Consider the following 18,637-nt stretch of genomic DNA (forward strand, 5'->3'; position numbering starts at 1 on the left):
TATTATGCAATCCACGCCGGATTCCTCTCTGCCTCTTCAGGCCGAGGGTCAGGGCCACGTCGGCCCAGCCGCTGCGCAACTCGATTTTGTCAGTGCCAGCCAGTTGCCTACACCGTGGGCTGTCTTCAAAATTCATGTTTTTGTCGAACGCGACACGCAGAAAGAGCATGTGCTCCTGACGTTGGGCAATGTGGCGGGCGGCGAGCCTGTGCTGGCGCGGGTGCATTCCGAATGTCTGACGGGCGATGCCTTGTTCAGCCTGCGTTGCGATTGCGGGCCGCAATTGCAGTTGGCTCTGGAACGTATTGCCAAGCAGGGCCGGGGTGCCCTGATGTATCTGCGTCAGGAAGGACGCGGCATTGGCCTGGTCAACAAGATCCGGGCCTATCAATTGCAGGACCAGGGGGCCGACACTGTCGAGGCGAACGAGCGGTTGGGCTTTCCGGCCGATATGCGGCGTTACGATATCTGCAAGAGCATGCTTGATCACGTAGGCATACGCCAGATTCGGCTCATGACCAATAACCCCCGCAAGGTCAAGACCTTGCAGGATATAGGCATTGATGTGGTCGAGCGAGTGGCGCACCAGATCGAAGGCAATCCCTATAACAAGAACTATCTGAATACCAAGCGTCTGCGTCTGGGGCATTGGCTGGATACGGATCAGTAAAAACTCAGCTGGAGCGCACTGTGTTGCTTAAAAAAATCGCCAGCTTGCAGGAGCTGGCGATTTTTTTTGCAGGACGGCGCGGGCGTTAGGCCGGGGCTTGTTCCAGCAGGTTGCTGACGCTGGCCTTGGCATTGTCCAGAATGGCGGCGCGCTGTTCGGGAGCCTTGGCCATGCCTTCGGCATAGATAAAGTGCAGATTGGTGACACCCATGAAACCGAACATGACGCGCAGGTAGCTTTCTTGGTGTTCCAGGGCCTGGCCTTGTTCCGAGTTCGAGTAAACACCGCCACGGCTGACGACAATATATACCGTTTTGTCGCCGGCCAATCCTTCGGGGCCATTGGCGGTATAGCGGAATGTGCGTCCAGCCTGGGCAATGCGGTCCAGCCACGACTTGAGCTGGCTGGGAATCGTAAAGTTATAGAAGGGCGCGCCGATCACCAGCGTGTCCGCTTCCAGGAACTGGCTGACCAGTTGTTCCGATATCCGATTTTCGGCTCGTTGGCGCTCGTTCAGGCTGGCATCGTCCAGACCCAGGCGCAATCCCATCGAGTCGGCCGAGAAGTAGGGTGGGGGATTGTCGGCCAGATCCAGGTATTCCAGTTGCACCTTGTCGTTCTGGCGGCGTATCTGTTCGACCACGTATTGTGTCAGCATGCGCGAAGCCGATGCCGCGCCGGTAATGCTGGAGTCGATGTGCAGCAATTTCATGATGGTGAGAGTCCAAGAAGTTCACGGGATGCTTGGTATTATGTTTGAACTCATCGTCGGCGATAAGCCGGTGATTTTGAGAAAGATTGTTCCACTTTTGTAGGTAATGCGGCGGAAGCGCTAGAAATGCACGACTTGAATGATATGGTGCTGTTCACCGAAGTGGTGCAGCGAGGAGGATTTAGCGCGGCGGCGCGGCATTTGGGTATGCCGCCTTCCCGTTTGTCGCGGCGGATCAACAGGCTGGAGACCGAATTGGGTGTGCGCCTGTTGCAGCGCACAACGCGCAGTCTGTCGCTGACGCCGGCCGGCGAGGTTTTTTTGCGTCATTGTCAGGCCATGCGGGACGAGGCCGAGGCAGCACATGCTGCGGTGGCGCAGGTCCAGCAAGAGCCGCGCGGCTTGCTCAGGGTCAGTTGCCCGGTCACTCTGGCCCAGACGGTGCTGCATCAGGTGTTTGCCCAGTATTTGCTGCGCTATCCACAGGTCGATCTGGAGGTGGAGGTCAGCAACCGCGTCGTCGATCCTGTTGTCGATGGCGTGGATGTGGCCTTGCGTGTGCGCAGCACGCTGAGCGACAGCGCCAGCTATATCGTCAAGCGCCTGGGCGAGAGCAGTTCCATTCTGGTTGCCGATCCCGCCTTGCTGGCCCGGTTCGAGCCGGTGCGCGGGCCGGGCGATCTGGCCCGGCTGCCTACCGTGGGCATGTCGGCCCGGCAGGGGCAGGCCGAATGGCAGTTGCATGGCCCTGGCGGCGCATCGGTCAATGTAACCCATCGACCCCGCTACGTGGCCACGGACTTGCTGACCTTGCAGCAAGGGGTCGAGTTGGGCGTGGGGGTTGGTATCCTGCCCGACTATATGTGTTGTGACTCTTTGCAGTCGGGTCGCCTGGTTCGTGTCTTACCGCAGTGGGCACCTTTGCCCGGCATTATTCATGCGGTCTTTGCTTCCCGCCGGGGCATGGCCCCGGCAGTGCGGCGGTTCCTGGACTTTCTGGCCGAGCAATTGCCTGTCCATCATCCGCGTATTTGACCTTTCTTAGCGGGCCTGATCGGGTGCGCAAGAGGGACGAGCCGGCAGAATGGCCCAGTGCAGATCTATCATGGGGCTGCGCTCGGAGGACCAGCGCTGGGCGCGCAAGCCCTTGATGGGGGCTTGTTCGTACAGCGCGGCCAGGGCCGGCTGGGGTGCGCCGCGTGTCTGCAGGCTATACACAATCAAGGCACCGCAATCCAGGTCTTTGGGCAGATTCAGCCAGGGCGATGCGGCCGGGTCGGCATCGATGTACACCTGGACCTGCGGGCCGGCATGGACGGCGATATTGCCCCCCAGCCAGGTGTCCGAGACTATGACGCGCAAAGGAATCCCCGGCATGTGTTCATCCCAGACTTGCTGCATCTGAGCGGAGATTTCCGGTCCCGGAAAAGTGGCGCGTGAATCGCGGCCGGCGTGCCAGGCCAGCGGGCCGCGTGCCAAGGCGTAGCCGCCTGCCATCAGAATGTGCAGCACAATCACGATGACGGCCAGGCGGCGCAATTGAATCCGTTCGCGTCCATACATGATCCAGAGCGCGTAAAAACCATACAGAACAAAGAATGTCGTGGCCCAGGAGGCGACCAGTCGTGTGCCCAGCACGGCCGAGATCAGTACGGTGCTGATGAACGGCGTCAGCCCGACCCAGAGCAGAAACTGTTTGTCTTGGGGGCTGATGGCGTTGGCGTAGCGGCGAGCCTGACGTACATCTGCGCCCGGGTCATAGTTGACGCGATGGCTGCTGCGCCGGTTCCAGATGTGCAGTGCGATCAGCGCTACGATCATGGGACTCAGGCGTGCCAGTTGATCCAGCGTAAACTTCAGCAGTTCTTTGTAGGCCTCCCAACGGGTATGGGTTTCCAGCGAACCGTCCATATAACGGAATGGCGCAAAGTCATTGGCTATCAGCCAGTACAGATGCGGGGACAGCACGAGCAGATAGGCCAGCAAGGCCAATCCCAGTCCTTGCCAGGTCTGTTTGCGGGTGAAGGCAGCGCTGCGCAGCAGATACAGGAAAAATGCGGCGAACAGGATCAGCGCGCTGTATTTGGTCATGGTGGACAAGGCGGCGACGGCACCCAGCCAGAGCCAGCTCGATAGCCGTCCGCCACGGGTGGCCCGGTAAAACAGCCAGATCGAGGCGGTGACGGACCAGAGCTGCGCCGTGTTGTGGTTGAAGATGGTGCCGCGCAAGGAGAAGTAAATGCTGACCGAGCTGATCAGTACCACCATGAAGGCGCGCCGCTGGCTCAGGAACTCGCAGGCCAGTTTCCAGATGAACCACAGCCCCAGTACCGAAGAGAACATGCCGGCGGCAAAAGTCAGCCAGATAGGGCGACCGACCAGGCTGGTCAGGATCGCCATGATCCAGGAGGGGAAAGGCGGGTGTTTCAGATAGCCCAATTCAAAGCTGGCCGCCCAGACCAACTCCTCCATACCGTCCAGATCGGGGGCCTTGTGGCTGATGGCGGTCAGAGTGGTCCACAACAGCGCGATGAACACAAGATACAGCGCCAATTGGCTGCTCAGGTTGCGACGTGTAGCAAGGGCAGGGGGGCGTGCGCGCATGACTTGAACGGGGAATGACGAAAAGCGCAAGTGTATCGTCTTTGTGCGGCGCGCGGCGTTGAAGGCTCGACAGCTTGGGCAATCTGGGCTAGCATGCGCCTAGTCATTGGGGAGTAGCCGCTCCGGCTCCGGAGGACAGCGTCAACACACTTGGTCATACACCGACCATGGCGCTGGCAGCAATCGCCTGGCAAGACCTTTGATCATAAGCCTTCGCGTTTGGCCGGGGAGGCTTGTGGTCATTTGTCTGTTGACCGGCCAGGAGTTGTTATGGAAGCCCTTTTTGTTTCTACCGGTGTGGTCGCTCTGGCCGAAATCGGTGACAAAACCCAATTATTGGCCCTTATTCTGGCCGCGCGCTACAAGCGTCCCTGGCCCATCATTCTCGCCATCCTTATTGCAACCCTGTTCAACCACGGCCTGGCCGGGGCGGTGGGGGCCTGGGTGCCTGCCCTGCTCGATCCAGACGTCTTGCGTTGGGTGTTGGGACTGTCGTTTCTGGCCATGGCGATCTGGATTCTGATCCCCGATAAAATCGATGATGCGCAAGCCGCCCGCACCCGCTTTGGCGTGTTTGGCACGACGCTGGTTACGTTTTTTCTGGCCGAAATGGGCGACAAAACGCAGATTGCCACCGTGGCGCTGGCCGCCAAATACCACGACTTTTGGTGGGTGGTGGTGGGCACCACCCTGGGTATGATGCTGGCCAATGTGCCTGCCGTGTTATTCGGTGAGCGTATCGCCCGCCGTTTGCCCACCCAGTTGGTCCATCGCGTGGCGGCCTGTATTTTTGCGGTACTGGGCGTGTTGGCCTTGACGGGCAGCGCTCAGAGTCTGGGCTTGTAAGTGTTCAGGCGCAAGGGGCCTGGTAGCGCAGCGCGCGGCTGGGCCTCAACGGCCGGGGGAGTGGGGCGTAGCGGCCTTGTGTCCTGATGCGCATCGCTGTCGTGATTGAGCACACTGATGGCCTCTTGCAGACGATTTCCGTTTTCGTTCAGGCGTCGCGTTGTCGCGCCAAGATCATGCACCAGGGCAGCATTGCGGGTGGTGATCTGGTCTACCTGGCCCAGGGCTTGGGTCAGTTGACTCAAGCCGGTGCTTTGCTCGGTGGTGGCGGCGGAAATTTCGCCCATCAATCCCGATACTTCCGAAACTGATTGCAGAATGTCGTTCATGGTCTGACCGGCGTGCTCGGCGTGCGCAGCACCTTGGGCGCTCAGGGCCGTGGTGTCCTGAATCAATTGCTTGATGTTGTCTGCGGCGGCCGCCGCCTGCTGGGCCAACGAGCGTACGGCCGACGCAACCACGGCAAAGCCTTTGCCAGCCTCGCCGGCCCGGGCTGATTCGATGGATGCATTGATGGACAAAATATTGGTCTGGAAGGCAATACTGTCAATCATGGAGACAATATTGCCGATATCGCGGGAGCTATCCAGAATCCGTTGCATGGAGGCGGTGACCTGCTGGACCGCCTGATTGCCGCGTGCGGCGATTTCAGCGCTGCGCGTAGACAGCTCATGGCTGGTCCGGGCATTTTGGGCAGTCTGCAGTACGGTTTGGCTAAATGAGTTCATGCTGGCCGTGGTTTCTTGCATAGACGCGGCTTGTTCGTGGGTGCGCGTCTCCAGCAAGGCGCTGCTTTCGGACAGTTCCATTGCGACGGCCTGACTGTCGTGGGTGCTGCGGTGCACATCCGTGCTGATACTCATCAAGCTTTTGCGCATCAGGTCCAGGCTCAGTCCCAATTTTTCCAGTTTCTGCACAGCTGCCGTGCGCGTGTCCACAGTCAGGTTACCGGCGGATATTTGCTGGGCAATGTGGGTGGCGATACGCAACGAGCCCAGGACGCGGCGCATCAGCACGGCTTGATAGATCAGCATCAGTCCGGCACCCGTGCTCAGGGCTGCGATCAGGGTCGTGGTGTCCTGCGTGGATAGTTTCATGTTCAGAATCAGGGCTGCCAACAGAGCGGTAACGCCGATGTTCAGCAGGCCTTTGCGCAGAAAGGCCGCCAGCAGACTAGGGCCAACCAATGTGTGGATGGCGGCCCAGGGACGTCGCCAGCCGCGGGCCACGATCCGACCTTCGCAGATGCGCCGTGTCCGTGCGCGTCCCTGGCGCAGTTCCTGGTAAAACTGCTCCGCTTCTTGGATCTGCATTGGCTCGGCGCGTACCCGGACCGAGGCAAAACCGGTCAGTTCGCCGTTTTCCAGAATGGGGCTGGCATTGGCCAAAACCCAATAGAAACCGCCATCTTTGCGGCGGTTCTTGACCATGCCTGTCCAGGAACGACCATGCTGCAAAGTGTGCCAGAGATCGGCGAATACCTCCGGGGGCATATCGGGATGGCGCACGATATTGTGAGCCTGTCCCATCAATTCTTCCCGACTGAAACCACTGACTTCGATAAAGGCCGGATTTGCATATACGATCCGGCCTTTCAGGTCTGTTTTGGAAATCAGGTATTGATCATCCAATAAGTTGGTTTCTGTATCGGTAACAGGCAGATTTTTGCGCATGACCTTCTTTCCCCCTGTATTGCACGGATCAGCGAGCCGCCAGTAGCGATCAGTAATGTTGCAATTTTTGTGCAGATGGTATCACTTTGATTTATTTTTGTGTTAAAAATTAAAAAAATGATAATAAAACACGCAAAAAACGCAAAAACGCGCCCCGTAATGTACGGAGGACGGGCGCGTCAAAAAGGAGGTCAGGTGGTCAGGTAATGGGCCTGAAAGGCTTCGCTGAGCAGTTGCAGCAAAAGCGCGATGGGGATGGGCTTGGCAAGCGCAGTGGCGCTGGGCGGCAGGCCGCCGCGCGAATGAATGTCGGCGGCGCTCAGTGCCGAGATGACGTAAATACGGGTGTGTTCGGTTGCCGGAGAGTTGGCCAGCGCCTTGAGCATGGCAAAACCGTCCAGTTCGGGCAGGTTCAGATCAACAAGCAAAACATCAGGATGAAAATGACCGGCTGTGATGAGCCCCTTGAGACCATCTTGTTCGCAACGCAGGTCAATGGGAAAAGGCAGATTTTCCATGGCCAGGCGGTAAATCGCCAACAGATCCTTGTCGTCTTCGACCACCAGCACACGCAGGTTGGGCTCTTCAGTCTGGGGGCGGGACGGTGAGGACAGGTCAGGGGGCGCGGCAATGTTTTTTTGGCGTTGTTGCAACATTGCCTGCACGGACTGATGGTCTATGCGGCGGTGACCGCCCTGTGTTTTCCACGCTTTCAGGGTACCTGCTTCTACCCATAATTGCACGGTACGCACTGAAACGCCTAGTAAATCAGCGGCTTGCCGAGTGGAGTAGAAAGCAGTGCTCATGGCGTCGAGAGAGAGGGAGTCGCAAGAGACGGATGAGTCATGCCGTACCGCGCTTCTGTTTGCATACGGTCGCATAGTTTGTAGACGGTATCATTTGCTGCTTTATTGACAATGATGGTAACGATAAACGGTCGATTCAGTGTGCTGGGCGGTCGGAAAGCCATATAAGCATGTTTCCTAGAACCCGAAGTTTCAAGTTTTCGTACGCCGTTGCGGCAAAGCTCAAGAAGTTGCAAGACCGTTGGAGAGTCATTGTTGCCCTTGTTTTAAGCTGGGCGGTACTGCTGTCCTGGGTCGCATGGGATGAGGGGCTGGAGCAGACGGCGGGCGTACGTTCCCAACAAGCCGTGTCCGAAACCCTGGCCATGCACACGAAGCAGATACTGGCTGAAGCGGATCGCCTGGTCTGGCGGCTGGTCAGGCAAGCCAGCATCCGAGGTCATGATCATAGCTGGCTTGACTCCGTTCTGGAAGAAGCAAAATTGTCCAGCCTTATTTCCGGGATCGCCATTTATGATCAGAATAAACAATTGCTTATGTCAGCCGGTCAGATCAATGTGAAACTGCCACCGGCTGATCTGAAAGGGGCGAACCATGCGCGTTATGTAGCAGCGCCCGAATCATCGCTAACCTTGATCAGTAAAAGCCCCCCTGGTGAGCTGACGCAAGCGGGTATGGTCAAGTATCGCATCAATCTGGCTTATTTTCACCAGATGGTGCGTCTGGTCGTGGGGGATGAACCCTGGTTGTTGCTTCTGATGGACGCTAATAGTTACTGGGTTCTGGGGGCGTATCCCAGCATGCCGCCACGGTGGCAAGAGCAGGATGTGCAACGAGCGATGCGACGTTTGGCTGCGCAAGGCGGCACGGCAAATGCGTTTACGTATTTTACCGAGAACAAGCGGCATGTGTTGAGCGTTGCCCGCATGGAGCCTTGGCCGTTGCTGTTGGTCACCGAAAGCGGAACTTTGCATCCGTGGGCATTGGTATGTTGGAAACGCTGGGGGGCGGTAGGCGTTTTGTTGCTGCTGTCGGCGGTATTGTTGCGGTGGGACTGGAGACGTCAGCATGGAACTGGGCGGCGCTTGCTGGACAGCGGGCGGGCGCGAGGGCGGCGCGCTTCACGCGTGTTTGAGCGTATGTTCGAGACTTTGCCCGATGCCGTGATCATGTTCGATGCCCAAGCTCAGGTGGAGGGCATCAATCTGGCCATGCAGCGTTTGCTTGACTGTGGGGACGATAAATCCCGGCCTCATTGTTTGCTGGATTTTATCCGCTTGCTGCTGCCGGGCCAGGAGCGGGTGAGCGGCGGCGATAGTGCTGGTCTGGAGTCTGTGTTGCGTGGCTTGAATGCGGTCATCCGGCGTGCTCAGCGGGAATTCCGCTGCATGCAGGTGCAGGCGGTCAGCCATCCGGCCCGGGTTCTGGAACTGCGGGCGCATGCGGCTTTGGAGCCGGACGATGCGACTTTAGTGGTGGTCCGTGATGTCACCCTGCAAGTCGAGTTGGATCGGATGCGCTCCGAGTTCCTGTCTTTGGCGGCTCACGAGTTGCGCGCGCCATTGGCCGCCGTTTCGGGCTATGTCGAGTTGTTGGAGCTGGGCTTGGTGGCACCAGATCGGCAGCCGATGGTCTATACCCAGGTGCGCGAGAAGGTGCGGGACATGACAGCCTTGCTCGAGAGTCTGGCGCGTCTGAATCGGGTCGAGCATGCTGGCGACTGGCGGCAAGATTGGCGGCAAGTGGATTTGCGTGCTTTGCTGCGTTTGAGTTTGCGGGCATTTTACGAAACCAGGCATCGCATTCGCTTGGAATTGCCCTCGTCGGCCTTGCATGCCAATGTGGATGCCATGCAATTGTTGGTGGCTGTACGCAATGCTTTGGAAAACGCCTTGAAATATTCGGCGCAGGACACCGAGGTAGTGCTGCGCTTGTGGCGTCTGAGTGCTGGTTGGGCCTGTGTGGAAGTGATCGATCAGGGGCCGGGTATCGAGCCCGGCTACCATGGGCGGGTGTTTGATAAGTTTTTTCGCGTACCGGGCCAACAGGTGCAGGGAACGGGTTTGGGATTGGCAATTTTGAAGTCCATCATCACCAATCATGGTGGTCGGGTTTACTTTCATCCCGACACCCGGCATGGCACGCGTCTGGTCATGGAATTGGCTTTGCTGTCTTCCGCGCCTTATCTCAGTTAATTTGCTTTTAATTCTGCGTATCTTCTTATATTGTAAAAAGATATAAGGTACAATCCCCTGTTTATATTTGAAGCGAATGGCGTGTTGCCTACGTCTTATCCCGCTTCGGGCTTTTTTTGCGGCTTACCTGTTGCGGGTGCTGCAGAATCCTTTTCAAGGAGCACCCAATCATGCAAGGCCTGCACCTGACCGCAGATCTTTACCAATGCGCCTGCCCCTCGCAGTTGCTGACCGACGCCGATGCGCTGGCCGATTTTTGCCGCCAGCAAACCCTGGATGCAGGGCTGACCATTGTCGGCGAAGAATGGCAGGCATTTCCCGAATTTGAAGGCCAGCCAGGTGGCGTTACCGGCATGCTGTTGCTGGCCGAATCACATCTGGCCATCCATACCTGGCCGGAAAGAAATGGCGTTACGCTGGATGTCTATGTATGTAATTTCATGCAGGACAATTCCGGCAAGGCCCAGAGCCTGATCGATGGCCTGGAAGCTGTTTTCAAGCCTGGGCAGTCGCAGCGCAATCGCATCTGGCGGGGCGATGCCGATGGCCCGGCGACCAATGGCGAACTCATCACCGAAAACCTGAACGATCAGGCCTTGTACGGTTTTCGTTTTACCGAGCGACTGCTGGAACGTCAGACAGCGTTTCAGCGCTTGGAACTGTTGAGTTCGGAGAGCCTGGGCACGACCTTGCGCCTGGATGGTTGTCTGATGACCTCCGAGGTCGATGAGTTCTTCTACCACGAAGGCTTGATCCATCCGGCCGCCATGGCGCACCCTGCGCCACGCCGCGCGCTGATCGTGGGGGGCGGTGACGGCGGCGCGCTCGAAGAGCTGCTCAAGCACAATTGCGTGGACCATGTCACCTTGGTGGATCTGGATGCCGAAGTGATCGAGGTGGCACGCGAGCATTTGCAGTCTATCCACAAAGGGGCGTTCGACGATCCGCGTGCCGATATCCGCGTGGGCGATGGTGCTGATTTTCTGGCCCGAACCGCCGACCGTTTCGACCTGATCTACCTGGATCTGACTGATCCGGAAACACCCGCCGGTCCTTTGTACACCACCGACTTTTTCCAGTCCTGCCAGCGGGTGTTGGCACCAGGCGGTGCCTTGGTATTGCATCTGGGGTCGCCGTTTCACGAAGCGCAACAGGTCCAGGCCTTGGGTGCAGAGTTGGCGCAGGTGTTTGAGCAGGTCCACGGCTATGGCCTGCATATCCCGCTTTATGGCTCATACTGGGGCATGGTCGTCGCTTCCGACGAATTGGACCCGACGGCACTGTCGGCACAGGATATCCAGCAGCGTCTGGAACAGCGCTTCAGCGCCGATCAGCAAGAGTCCCTGCAGTTTTATAACGCTGCGCTGCATGGTGCTTTATTTGCCTTGCCAACCTTCTATCGTCGTTTGCTGCCTGCACAGCAAAGCTGTCTGGAAGCGCTCTGCTGATCGGCAGGGTACGCGCAGTGTGCAAGACACAAGGCCTCTCAGGTTTTATGCCTGGGAGGCCTTATTGTTAAGCGGCACCGCGCCGTGCCGGCGTCTGTTCACTTTTTGTGTGTTTGTGAAGCCGTCTTGTCCTTGATCAGACTCAGCACAAGATGCATCAGCCCCATGACGGCAATCGGATTGTCCAGATCGCCTGGGGAATGGATATCACAGCGCAAGTGCCAGCGGAAGGTTTCTTTTTCGGGGGCGGGCTGGTCGTCGATTTGCAATAGATTGGGGCAGGCCATGGCAAGGTGTTCGAGTTGCTCCAGCGTCTCCGCGGCTGGACGCCCCAGGTTGAAGGCGACGATAGCATCGTTCTTGCGTATGCTGCCCTGGTACTGATCCCAGGTTTCGCCAGGGCCGGGAATCAGGTCTACATCGGCTCTAAGCGGTAAAAGCTGCCAGCGGAAATAACTGGCTAGCGCATAGCCACTGCGCCAGCCAAGTACCCATACCTTGCGGGCATCTAATAAGGTCTGGGCGATGTCGTCAAGCAGGCTGTCGGGAATGCGCCGATAAGTGCCGGCCAGATTGTCGTGACACTGCTGCAAGTGGACGCTCAGAGAGCGTCCAGTACTGGTCAGCGGGGCCTTATCCTGGCGTAGTGGAGTCTGGGCTTGCTGTTCGGATCGTACCTGGCGCCGGGCCGCTTCGTAGTTGGGGTAGCCAAGCCTGTGAATAAAGCGCGTGACGGTAGCGTTGGAGACCTGCGCCAGGCCGGCCAGCTCCGATGCCGTATACCCAGCCAGGTCGCCGGGAAAGTCCAGGGCAAATTCGGCCAGGCGGCGTTCAGAAGCGGGCAGCTTGCCAAGCATGGCGCGAGTGCGTTCGATAAAGGACTGGGCGGTGGAGTGGGGCATAGTTCAACAATCTTTATTATTAGAGTGGCGGCATTGTAGGCGGATCTTGGCCAGGCTGTCGTGGCACGGCGTCTCGACACACAATCAGGCTGGCCAGTCACTGCCGCAGCACGGCGCTTGTCTGTGCGGACAGTGTCTGCCTTAGCGCGGGTCCAGTACCTCAAAGTGGCGGCGTAGCTCGTTCAAGGCGTGTACCAGCGAGCCCTGGACGAATTGAGTGCTGATCGCCACCATCAGATTGCTGGGTAAGCCGAAATCTTCGACCAGCGCGCCGTCGCGGTCGCGCCAAACCTGGCTAGCCGAGTCCAGAACGAGAGGGCCGTAGTGTTCGCGCACGGTATCCAGCACCGTATCCGGGTTTTGGCGGTAGGTCAGTACCGGCAGGCCTCGTGCAATGGCATAGCCGATTTCAAACGCCGTGCCGGTGTCTACTTCCGGGCCCCGAAAAGGACTGATATTGGCCAGCACGGCATCGGCTGTATTGAGCAGGTGGATATTGTGCTGATAGATGGATGCCGGATCGTTCTCATCCTGGTCTACGGGGTGCAGGGGCTCGAATCCGAATTCGCGCACCATTTGCTTGTGCAGGGTGGCCCTTTCTTGTGCATCGCTAAAAAAAACATCCGGGCCGGCCAGATAAATGCGTTTCATGGGCAGTCTCCTTAACAGGGCGTGTCGGGGCAACGGGGCTGGCCGCCGCGGCATAGCCGGCGGGTACATCAGGCAGTCTGTTGTCCAGCGGTGCGGGCTCAGCGTCTTTATGTGCAGGATGGCCAGCTATATACCGGAGCATGTCGCTACTTGGTGCGCTGCATTGCACGTACAGCTTAGAGCGGGGCTGCATCCATACGCAAGGCTGTGGTGTATTTCTGATGAAATAAAAAAGCCAGCCCCGCAGGGCTGGCTGTAGGCCATGGCGTGCTGCCTTATGCCTGGCCGGGCTCTAGCGTGGCCGCTGCCGTAAACAGCACATCGGTCGAGGAGTTCAGGGCGGTTTCCACGGAATCCTGGACCACACCGATCACAAAGCCCACGCCGACTACTTGCATGGCGACATCGTTGGAAATACCGAACATACTGCATGCCAGAGGGATCAGCAGCAGCGAGCCGCCGGCCACCCCGGATGCGCCGCAAGCGGCCACCGTCGCCACCAGACTGAGCAGCAGGGCCGTCGGCAGATCCGGGGTGATGTCCAGCGTATGCACGGCCGCCAGCGTCAGCACGGTAATGGTAACGGCCGCGCCCGCCATATTGATGGTGGCTCCCAGCGGGATAGACACCGAATAGGTATCCTTGTTCAGGCCCAGGCGTTCGCACAAAGCCATATTAACCGGGATATTGGCGGCTGAACTGCGGGTGAAAAATGCCGTGATGCCGCTTTCGCGCAGGCAGGTAAAGACCAGGGGGTAGGGATTGCGGCGCAGTTTGAAAAAAACAATCAGCGGGTTGACGACCAGTGCCACCAGCAGCATGCAGCCCACCAGCACCAGAAGCAGCAAGGCGTATTGGCGCAGGGCTTCGAAGCCGGACTCGGCGATGGTCACCGCTACCAGGCCAAAGATGCCCAGGGGAGCAAAGCGGATCACAATGCGCACCAGCGAGGACACCGCCCCGGCCATGTCGGTCAGGAAGTCGCGCGTGCCTTGCGTGCCGTGCTTGAGCGCCATGCCCAGGGCAATCGCCCAGGCCAAAATGCCCATATAGTTGGCATTGAGCAGTGCATGTACAGGGTTGACCACGATGCTGGCCAGCAAGCCCAGCAAGACCTCGACAATATCGCCAGGGGGATTGAGCGTGGAATTGGCCAGGTCCAGCTTGAGCGTGACCGGAAAAGCAAAGCTGGCGATCACGGCGATCAGCGCCGCCAGGAACGTGCCCAGCACATACAGCAGCAAAATGGGAGCCATGCGGCTGCTGGATTGAACCTTCTGGTTGGCGATGGAGGACATCACCAGCACAAAGACCAGGACAGGTGCCACCGACTTCAGGGCCGAGACAAAAAGCTGTCCCAGCAAGGAAATGGACTGGGCAGCATCGGGGGCGAAGTGTCCAAGAAAAATGCCGGCAATCAGACCAATCACGATTTGCGTGACCAGGCTGCCGTGCAGAATGAACCCAAATGGGCCCCGGGCTTGTGCTGCGGTGTGAGCCATGAGAAGGCGACTCCAAACAAAGTGGGGTAAGGCAGAAAACCTGAACGGGGCGCAACAGTAGGGGCTGCAAACACGAGCCCTGCCAGGTCGGAAAAAACACGTATTCTAACACTTTAGTATGTACATTTAACGGCGCGTATGGTACGCTGCTTTATCCACTGGGGTCGACATGGCTTCGACGTGGGTCATGAAACAGAGCAGGGCGTGTCGAGCACCAGTTCGCTCGTAAATCCACTGGAAAACCACAAACGCCAACGACGAGCGTTTCGCTCTAGCCGCTTAAGGCTGGGCCGCTGCACTAATTTGTCTTTGGGTTAGGTAGGGCAACCTACAGCAGCGACATTCACAAAGAATCGAATCGGCCTGGGCCACGTAGGCCGGTTCTAAAACCTAGTGGCTCGCCAAGGAAAGGCCTGTCGATCGGCACAGTCCAAGGTTAAAACTTAAAATTAATCGACTACACATGTAGAACTGCCTGCGGACGACTTGCGGACGGGGGTTCAATTCCCCCCGACTCCACCAAGTTTTTCTTAAAAGCCAAGGATCTTACGATCCTTGGCTTTTTTGTTTGTCTCTACCTTATGCCGCGGATTCAGTAGGAATGAACTTCAGGAAGTGGTCCAAAATCAGGGCGTGGTCTTCAAAGAGCTGGTCTTCGATTTCATGCAGGCGGTCAATGGGCCACCAGCGAGCTTCTTTGGCGTCATCCGCGCCACGCACTTCCGGCATTTTGCTTGCGCCCAGTTGGAAGTGATATGCCGTAGTGACCAGGCGGCCACGTGGGCTGCGACTTGGATGGTCAAAAACGTGGCTGCCTTTCTTGGCCGCATCCATGGTGTCACGCAGCGGGCGGTAGCATGTTTCTTCGCTGAGCTCGCGCAGGGCCGCGTTGTAGAAGGTTTCGCCGGCGTCCACAAACCCGCCCGGCAGAGCCCACTGGCCATGGCCGATAACACCGCCGCGCTTGATTAGTAGAACGTGACCTTGGGACTCAACGACCGCATCGGCGGTTAGGTAACAGGGGGCCGTGTATTTTTTGCGATACGCAGTCACGGCGTTATGTTCGGACAAGCATTCCAGGTACGCGGGCAGGTGCTGCCAGGCCAGCAGGTAGTTGATGACGGAAGGTGCCACGAATGGGGCCAGTACCGACACGAAGTCGCCACCACTGAAGAAGACGTCACGCATAGCGGTTGCATCCACGGCCATGGTCGACGGGGCTTCAACGAACTTCCAGCTGAACTTATCCAGGTAGTAGCTGGAGTTATCTTTGTGGTGACCCACCAGAGCGACATCTTGGCGCGCATTCAAGTCCGGGTAGGCCGCTGCCAGACCTTGTTCGATAGCTTTCATCCAACGACGGTCGTTTCCGTAGTCGCGCACCGGTAGAAACTTCACACGCGCCAGTTGCTCATCGGTCAGCATGGTCTTGAGCATGGCTTCACGTTCTGCTGCAGTGAAGGGGTTCTTCGGCGTACGTGAGCGAAAAGCCGAGCCGATAACCACCAGCACAGATTCCGCCGATTCAAAGGCTTTTTGAATCAGGCCCAGGTGCGCCAGGTGAGGGAGTTGCCAACGGCCAATAACAACAGCAAGTTTCTTCATACAGATTACTTCGTAAATAGTTGAGCATCACGAGAAGGTAGTGCGACAGCAGGAGCCATTTGCAGGCGCTTGAACGCGCTACGACGAACCAGCGTCGCAACTTGTTCCTTGTAGCTGCTCAGCACGTTAGGGGCCAAGCCGGCCAGAATCGCGGAGGCCGCATTGAGGTCTCCACGAGCCTGAGGGTCTCGCTGGCAGTGAGCAATTCGCAGGATGCTATCCAGGATGGGGTAGGGGGGCAGCGAGTCTTCGTCGCGCTGGCCTGGGGCCAGCTCAGCCGACGGCGGCTTGTCGATGATGGATTGTGGAATCAATTCCTTGCCGGCTTTGTCATTGACCAAAGTGCTCATATCGAACACATCCGTCTTGAACAGGTCGCCAATCAGATTCAAGCCACCATTCGTGTCGCCATACAGGGTGCAGTAGCCCACCATGACCTCGGACTTATTTCCAGTGGTCAGTAGCAGGTGGCCGTTCATGTTGGAGTACGTCATCAACATCAATCCACGCATACGGGCTTGCAAGTTTTCCAGCGCCACACCGGTGACCGGCTGTTGCAGATAGTCGCCCATCGCGTTTCGAACCGTGTCCACTGAGAAGCGAATAGGGCAAGTCAGCAGTTCTACGCCCAGGTTCTTGCATAGAGCTTGAGAGTCGGTAACGCTGCCGTCGCTCGAAAACTCGGAGGGCATGGTGATGGCCGTCACATTTTCAGGCCCCAGGGCTTCCGCCGCCAAGGCGATGGTCAGAGCGCTGTCGATGCCGCCGGAACAGCCCACCAGGACTTTCTTGAAGTCGTTTTCTTTCGCAAAGTATTGCAGGCCGTTCACGATGAGCTTCTTGAAGTAGGTCAGCTTGGCGTTTTGATGTTGCGTCAGCTTGCTCATGTTAAGCCTTGATTTCAGGGTGGTTGAAGACCTTGCGCAGGTAGCTCAGAAAAACTTCATCTTCGCACAAAGTCTTGCCGGGCGAATCTGAAAGCTTAGCCACAGGTTGGTCATTGCAGCTCACCAGCTTCATGACGATATTCAATGGCGTATAGCCCACATCATTGGTCAGATTGGTGCCGATGCCGAAGCCCAACTGGACTCGATTGCCGAAGTGGCGGTATAGCGTAATCGCCAGGGGCAGGCGCAAGCCGTCGGAAAACGTCAAGCGCTTTGTGTTCGCGTCGATACGCAGTTTGGCATAGTGCGCCAGAGCCTTTTCACCCCAAACCACAGGGTCACCACTGTCATGACGCAGGCCGTCGAACAGCTTTGCGAAATACAGGTCGAAATTGTTGAGGAACGCATCCATGCCGATGACGTCAGTCAGGGCCGTGCCCAGGTCGCCGCGGTACTCTTGAACCCAGGTTTCCAGCGCAGCCTTTTGCGAGTTACGCAGTTGGCCGCCCACTGCTTGGAAGGTCTGCAGGTATTCGTGCGCCATTGTTCCAATAGGCGTCAAGTCGTACTTCATGGCCAGGAACACGTTCGAGGTGCCGCGGAAATAGCAGGGCAGCTCGCTTTTCAGCGTACCCACCACTTCATCGTGCCAATCCCTTGTAAAGCGGCGGCGCAGGCCGAAGTCAAAGAATTCGAACGGATGCATGGTGCCCACATCTTCAAAAGGGATAGCCATCTGCTCACGGACGTAGCTGACTTTTTCACGCAGGCGTCTTCGTCCTTCTTCCAGCACCAGGGTGGAGTTGTCTTTGTTGTGCATCAGGCGTCGGAAGTACAGCTCATTCACGATGGCCAGCACATAGATTTCGAACAGCATGACGTGAATCTGAGGGCCCTTGGCCACGATTTCCAGGTTGTCGCTGTTGCGGGAGACTTTGATGAAGTCACGGTTCAGCTGGAAGATGCGCAGGAACTGGATGAAGTCATCCTTAAAGTAGCTGCGGCCAGACAAGTAGTTCAGCTCGCTTGCCGAGAAGCGCAGGTTGCACAGGTAGTCCAGCTGCATGTTCAATTCATCAGCCAGGGCTGCCAAGGGGAACACGGGCTTGTTGCGACACACAAAGCGGTATTCCGCCGTGTTCGAAGGAAAAGCGTGCAGCATCGCTTGCAGCATCGAAAACTTGTACAGGTCTGTTTCCAGCAGGGACTTGATGACAGGTGCGAAAGGAATAGTCATGGTGTTCTTTCAGTTCAATTACAGAGATTCAACCGCATCGGCCCAGCCCATGCAGCTTGCGCCGCGAGACTGCATGTATTCGAAGAAATCGGAAACCTGTTGCTCAAAACCAGCCACAGGGCTCATGCAATCAGTCAGCAAAACGACCTTGGCAGGGTCAAAATCAATTAGGCCATCATCCGCCGCTTCCACCAGCTGCATGACACTTGCTCGAACACAGTGACTTGCCGCTTCGCCCGCCACGACCAGCTTGTCAGCTGCGGAGATGTGGTTTGCCAGGGTGAAGTTGAATTGGGTGTTGTCCCATTCGGGCAGGGGAGTTTCCGCCACAAAAATGCCGTAGTGCTCGGTCCAAGGGCAGGCACCCTTAGAAACCATCTGAGCGGGACGCCCAGTCAAGAATTCCCAGCCGTGAACAGCAGAGGCCACGCTTTCATTGAGCATGTGGCCCCAGGTGCCGGTGACGCAGTGCACAGGCCAGATCATCAGCTTTTCGCCCTTTGCTTCGAGGCGCTCCAGCTGCATCAGTACGGTATCCATTTCGAAGCGCGGCACATACTTGCCCGACTTCACGTCGGCCAGGCTGATTTGAGTGAAGGGGCTCACAAGATTGTGCTGGTCTTCAGCGTTTTTCCAGAAAGTCGGGCGCTCGATAGCCACAAACGGATGCGAATCCAGAGTGACAGTGAGGTTGCTCAAGCGAGAACCCATTTCTTGAATGAAAGAACCCAGGCGAGAGAGGTCGCCAGTTGCGCCGGCTACCGACAGACTGGGGCGGGCAATCACATGACCATTGACGTCGCGGGGCAGATTGCGCTCAGGGGTATCGCAGAAGTCATTCTGAGGGTCGATAGCGAGAAGATGGATGTTCATGTGAAAGCTCCTGGTTGATGCGAGTT

General features: G+C 57.6%; 16 protein-coding genes, 1 other RNA gene and 1 riboswitch. Of the genes, 6 read left to right on the top strand and 11 right to left on the bottom strand.

The genetic code is table 11. From position 1 onward, the window contains the following. Positions 1 to 4: 4 nt before the first annotated feature. The gene (gene ribA, locus AADW57_RS06735) at positions 5 to 670 is read left to right on the top strand and encodes a GTP cyclohydrolase II (protein ID WP_341669278.1); all 666 of its coding nucleotides are present in this window, start codon (positions 5 to 7) and stop codon (positions 668 to 670) included. A gap of 85 nt (positions 671 to 755) precedes the next feature. On the opposite strand, the gene AADW57_RS06740 is transcribed toward ribA, so the two are convergent. After that, on the bottom strand, positions 756 to 1,382 hold the full coding sequence (locus AADW57_RS06740) for an FMN-dependent NADH-azoreductase (RefSeq protein ID WP_341669279.1): 627 nt from the start codon (positions 1,380 to 1,382) through the stop codon (positions 756 to 758). Between the two features lie 126 nt (positions 1,383 to 1,508). On the opposite strand from AADW57_RS06740, the gene AADW57_RS06745 reads away from it, so the two are divergent. Continuing rightward, the gene (locus tag AADW57_RS06745; protein WP_341669280.1) at positions 1,509 to 2,417 is read left to right on the top strand and encodes a LysR family transcriptional regulator; all 909 of its coding nucleotides are present in this window, start codon (positions 1,509 to 1,511) and stop codon (positions 2,415 to 2,417) included. Between the two features lie 6 nt (positions 2,418 to 2,423). Here the strand turns inward: AADW57_RS06745 and AADW57_RS06750 are convergent, their stop codons facing one another. Next, entirely contained in the window at positions 2,424 to 3,986 is a 1,563-nt protein-coding gene (locus AADW57_RS06750) for a glycosyltransferase family 39 protein (protein ID WP_341669281.1), read from the bottom strand. A 96-nt stretch (positions 3,987 to 4,082) separates the two neighbouring features. After that, positions 4,083 to 4,256: riboswitch (yybP-ykoY riboswitch) on the top strand. On the opposite strand from AADW57_RS06750, the gene AADW57_RS06755 reads away from it, so the two are divergent. Further along, positions 4,257 to 4,832, top strand: coding sequence for a TMEM165/GDT1 family protein (locus AADW57_RS06755; protein WP_341669282.1), 576 nt, complete (start codon positions 4,257 to 4,259; stop codon positions 4,830 to 4,832). Here the strand turns inward: AADW57_RS06755 and AADW57_RS06760 are convergent. Continuing rightward, positions 4,814 to 6,505 carry a methyl-accepting chemotaxis protein gene (locus tag AADW57_RS06760; protein WP_341669283.1) on the bottom strand — a complete coding sequence of 564 codons (1,692 nt, stop codon included), beginning with the start codon at positions 6,503 to 6,505 and terminating at the stop codon, positions 4,814 to 4,816. The genes AADW57_RS06755 and AADW57_RS06760 overlap by 19 nt on opposite strands. 191 nt (positions 6,506 to 6,696) lie before the next feature. Further along, positions 6,697 to 7,311, bottom strand: coding sequence for a helix-turn-helix domain-containing protein (locus AADW57_RS06765; protein ID WP_341669284.1), 615 nt, complete (start codon positions 7,309 to 7,311; stop codon positions 6,697 to 6,699). A 170-nt stretch (positions 7,312 to 7,481) separates the two neighbouring features. Here AADW57_RS06765 and AADW57_RS06770 point away from each other — a divergent pair, with 170 nt between their 5' ends. Together AADW57_RS06770 and speE are read left to right on the top strand one after the other, a co-directional pair. Further along, a complete protein-coding gene (locus tag AADW57_RS06770; protein ID WP_341669285.1) occupies positions 7,482 to 9,506 on the top strand; it encodes a sensor histidine kinase in 2,025 nt (674 codons plus the stop codon). A 170-nt stretch (positions 9,507 to 9,676) separates the two neighbouring features. Then, positions 9,677 to 10,954: a polyamine aminopropyltransferase gene (gene speE, locus AADW57_RS06775; RefSeq protein ID WP_341669286.1), complete on the top strand. Its 1,278-nt coding sequence runs from the start codon at positions 9,677 to 9,679 to the stop codon at positions 10,952 to 10,954. A 98-nt stretch (positions 10,955 to 11,052) separates the two neighbouring features. Here speE and AADW57_RS06780 read toward each other — a convergent pair whose 3' ends face one another. The 3 genes from AADW57_RS06780 to sstT all read right to left on the bottom strand — a co-directional run bounded on the left by AADW57_RS06780 (position 11,053) and on the right by sstT (position 14,009). Further along, on the bottom strand, positions 11,053 to 11,856 hold the full coding sequence (locus AADW57_RS06780; RefSeq protein WP_341669287.1) for a MurR/RpiR family transcriptional regulator: 804 nt from the start codon (positions 11,854 to 11,856) through the stop codon (positions 11,053 to 11,055). A 141-nt stretch (positions 11,857 to 11,997) separates the two neighbouring features. Beyond that, entirely contained in the window at positions 11,998 to 12,507 is a 510-nt protein-coding gene (locus tag AADW57_RS06785; RefSeq protein ID WP_341669288.1) for a nucleoside 2-deoxyribosyltransferase, read from the bottom strand. Between the two features lie 275 nt (positions 12,508 to 12,782). Continuing rightward, positions 12,783 to 14,009, bottom strand: coding sequence for a serine/threonine transporter SstT (gene sstT, locus AADW57_RS06790; RefSeq protein ID WP_341669289.1), 1,227 nt, complete (start codon positions 14,007 to 14,009; stop codon positions 12,783 to 12,785). A gap of 160 nt (positions 14,010 to 14,169) precedes the next feature. Between sstT and ssrA the strand changes: the two genes are divergently transcribed. Beyond that, positions 14,170 to 14,531: a transfer-messenger RNA gene (ssrA, locus tag AADW57_RS06795) on the top strand. A gap of 57 nt (positions 14,532 to 14,588) precedes the next feature. Here the strand turns inward: ssrA and AADW57_RS06800 are convergent. The 4 genes from AADW57_RS06800 to AADW57_RS06815 are packed head-to-tail and all read right to left on the bottom strand — an operon-like array spanning position 14,589 to position 18,611. After that, a complete protein-coding gene (locus tag AADW57_RS06800; RefSeq protein ID WP_341669290.1) occupies positions 14,589 to 15,614 on the bottom strand; it encodes an NUDIX domain-containing protein in 1,026 nt (341 codons plus the stop codon). A gap of 5 nt (positions 15,615 to 15,619) precedes the next feature. Further along, positions 15,620 to 16,501: an NAD(+) synthase gene (gene nadE, locus AADW57_RS06805; protein WP_341669292.1), complete on the bottom strand. Its 882-nt coding sequence runs from the start codon at positions 16,499 to 16,501 to the stop codon at positions 15,620 to 15,622. Between the two features lies 1 nt (position 16,502). Then, positions 16,503 to 17,738, bottom strand: coding sequence for a nicotinate phosphoribosyltransferase (pncB, locus tag AADW57_RS06810; RefSeq protein WP_341669293.1), 1,236 nt, complete (start codon positions 17,736 to 17,738; stop codon positions 16,503 to 16,505). Between the two features lie 18 nt (positions 17,739 to 17,756). Next, complete coding sequence (locus tag AADW57_RS06815) at positions 17,757 to 18,611, bottom strand: cysteine hydrolase (protein WP_341669294.1); 855 nt, start codon at positions 18,609 to 18,611, stop codon at positions 17,757 to 17,759. Between the last annotated feature and the right edge of the window lie 26 nt (positions 18,612 to 18,637).

It is taken from the genome of Alcaligenes sp. SDU_A2, assembly GCF_038237375.1.
In the GTDB taxonomy this organism is placed as follows: domain Bacteria; phylum Pseudomonadota; class Gammaproteobacteria; order Burkholderiales; family Burkholderiaceae_B; genus Alcaligenes.

Bases quoted from the DNA above. Each gene is read 5' to 3' on its own strand.
- AADW57_RS06740 (WP_341669279.1), bottom strand. From the start codon at position 1,382: ATGAAATTGCTGCACATCGACTCCAGCATTACCGGCGCGGCATCGGCT.
- ribA (WP_341669278.1), top strand. From the start codon at position 5: ATGCAATCCACGCCGGATTCCTCTCTGCCTCTTCAGGCCGAGGGTCAG.
- AADW57_RS06785 (WP_341669288.1), bottom strand. From the start codon at position 12,507: ATGAAACGCATTTATCTGGCCGGCCCGGATGTTTTTTTTAGCGATGCA.
- AADW57_RS06815 (WP_341669294.1), bottom strand. From the start codon at position 18,611: ATGAACATCCATCTTCTCGCTATCGACCCTCAGAATGACTTCTGCGAT.
- AADW57_RS06765 (WP_341669284.1), bottom strand. From the start codon at position 7,311: ATGAGCACTGCTTTCTACTCCACTCGGCAAGCCGCTGATTTACTAGGC.
- speE (WP_341669286.1), top strand. From the start codon at position 9,677: ATGCAAGGCCTGCACCTGACCGCAGATCTTTACCAATGCGCCTGCCCC.
- AADW57_RS06760 (WP_341669283.1), bottom strand. From the start codon at position 6,505: ATGCGCAAAAATCTGCCTGTTACCGATACAGAAACCAACTTATTGGAT.
- AADW57_RS06755 (WP_341669282.1), top strand. From the start codon at position 4,257: ATGGAAGCCCTTTTTGTTTCTACCGGTGTGGTCGCTCTGGCCGAAATC.
- AADW57_RS06770 (WP_341669285.1), top strand. From the start codon at position 7,482: ATGTTTCCTAGAACCCGAAGTTTCAAGTTTTCGTACGCCGTTGCGGCA.
- AADW57_RS06800 (WP_341669290.1), bottom strand. From the start codon at position 15,614: ATGAAGAAACTTGCTGTTGTTATTGGCCGTTGGCAACTCCCTCACCTG.
- nadE (WP_341669292.1), bottom strand. From the start codon at position 16,501: ATGAGCAAGCTGACGCAACATCAAAACGCCAAGCTGACCTACTTCAAG.
- pncB (WP_341669293.1), bottom strand. From the start codon at position 17,738: ATGACTATTCCTTTCGCACCTGTCATCAAGTCCCTGCTGGAAACAGAC.
- AADW57_RS06780 (WP_341669287.1), bottom strand. From the start codon at position 11,856: ATGCCCCACTCCACCGCCCAGTCCTTTATCGAACGCACTCGCGCCATG.
- AADW57_RS06750 (WP_341669281.1), bottom strand. From the start codon at position 3,986: ATGCGCGCACGCCCCCCTGCCCTTGCTACACGTCGCAACCTGAGCAGC.
- AADW57_RS06745 (WP_341669280.1), top strand. From the start codon at position 1,509: ATGCACGACTTGAATGATATGGTGCTGTTCACCGAAGTGGTGCAGCGA.
- sstT (WP_341669289.1), bottom strand. From the start codon at position 14,009: ATGGCTCACACCGCAGCACAAGCCCGGGGCCCATTTGGGTTCATTCTG.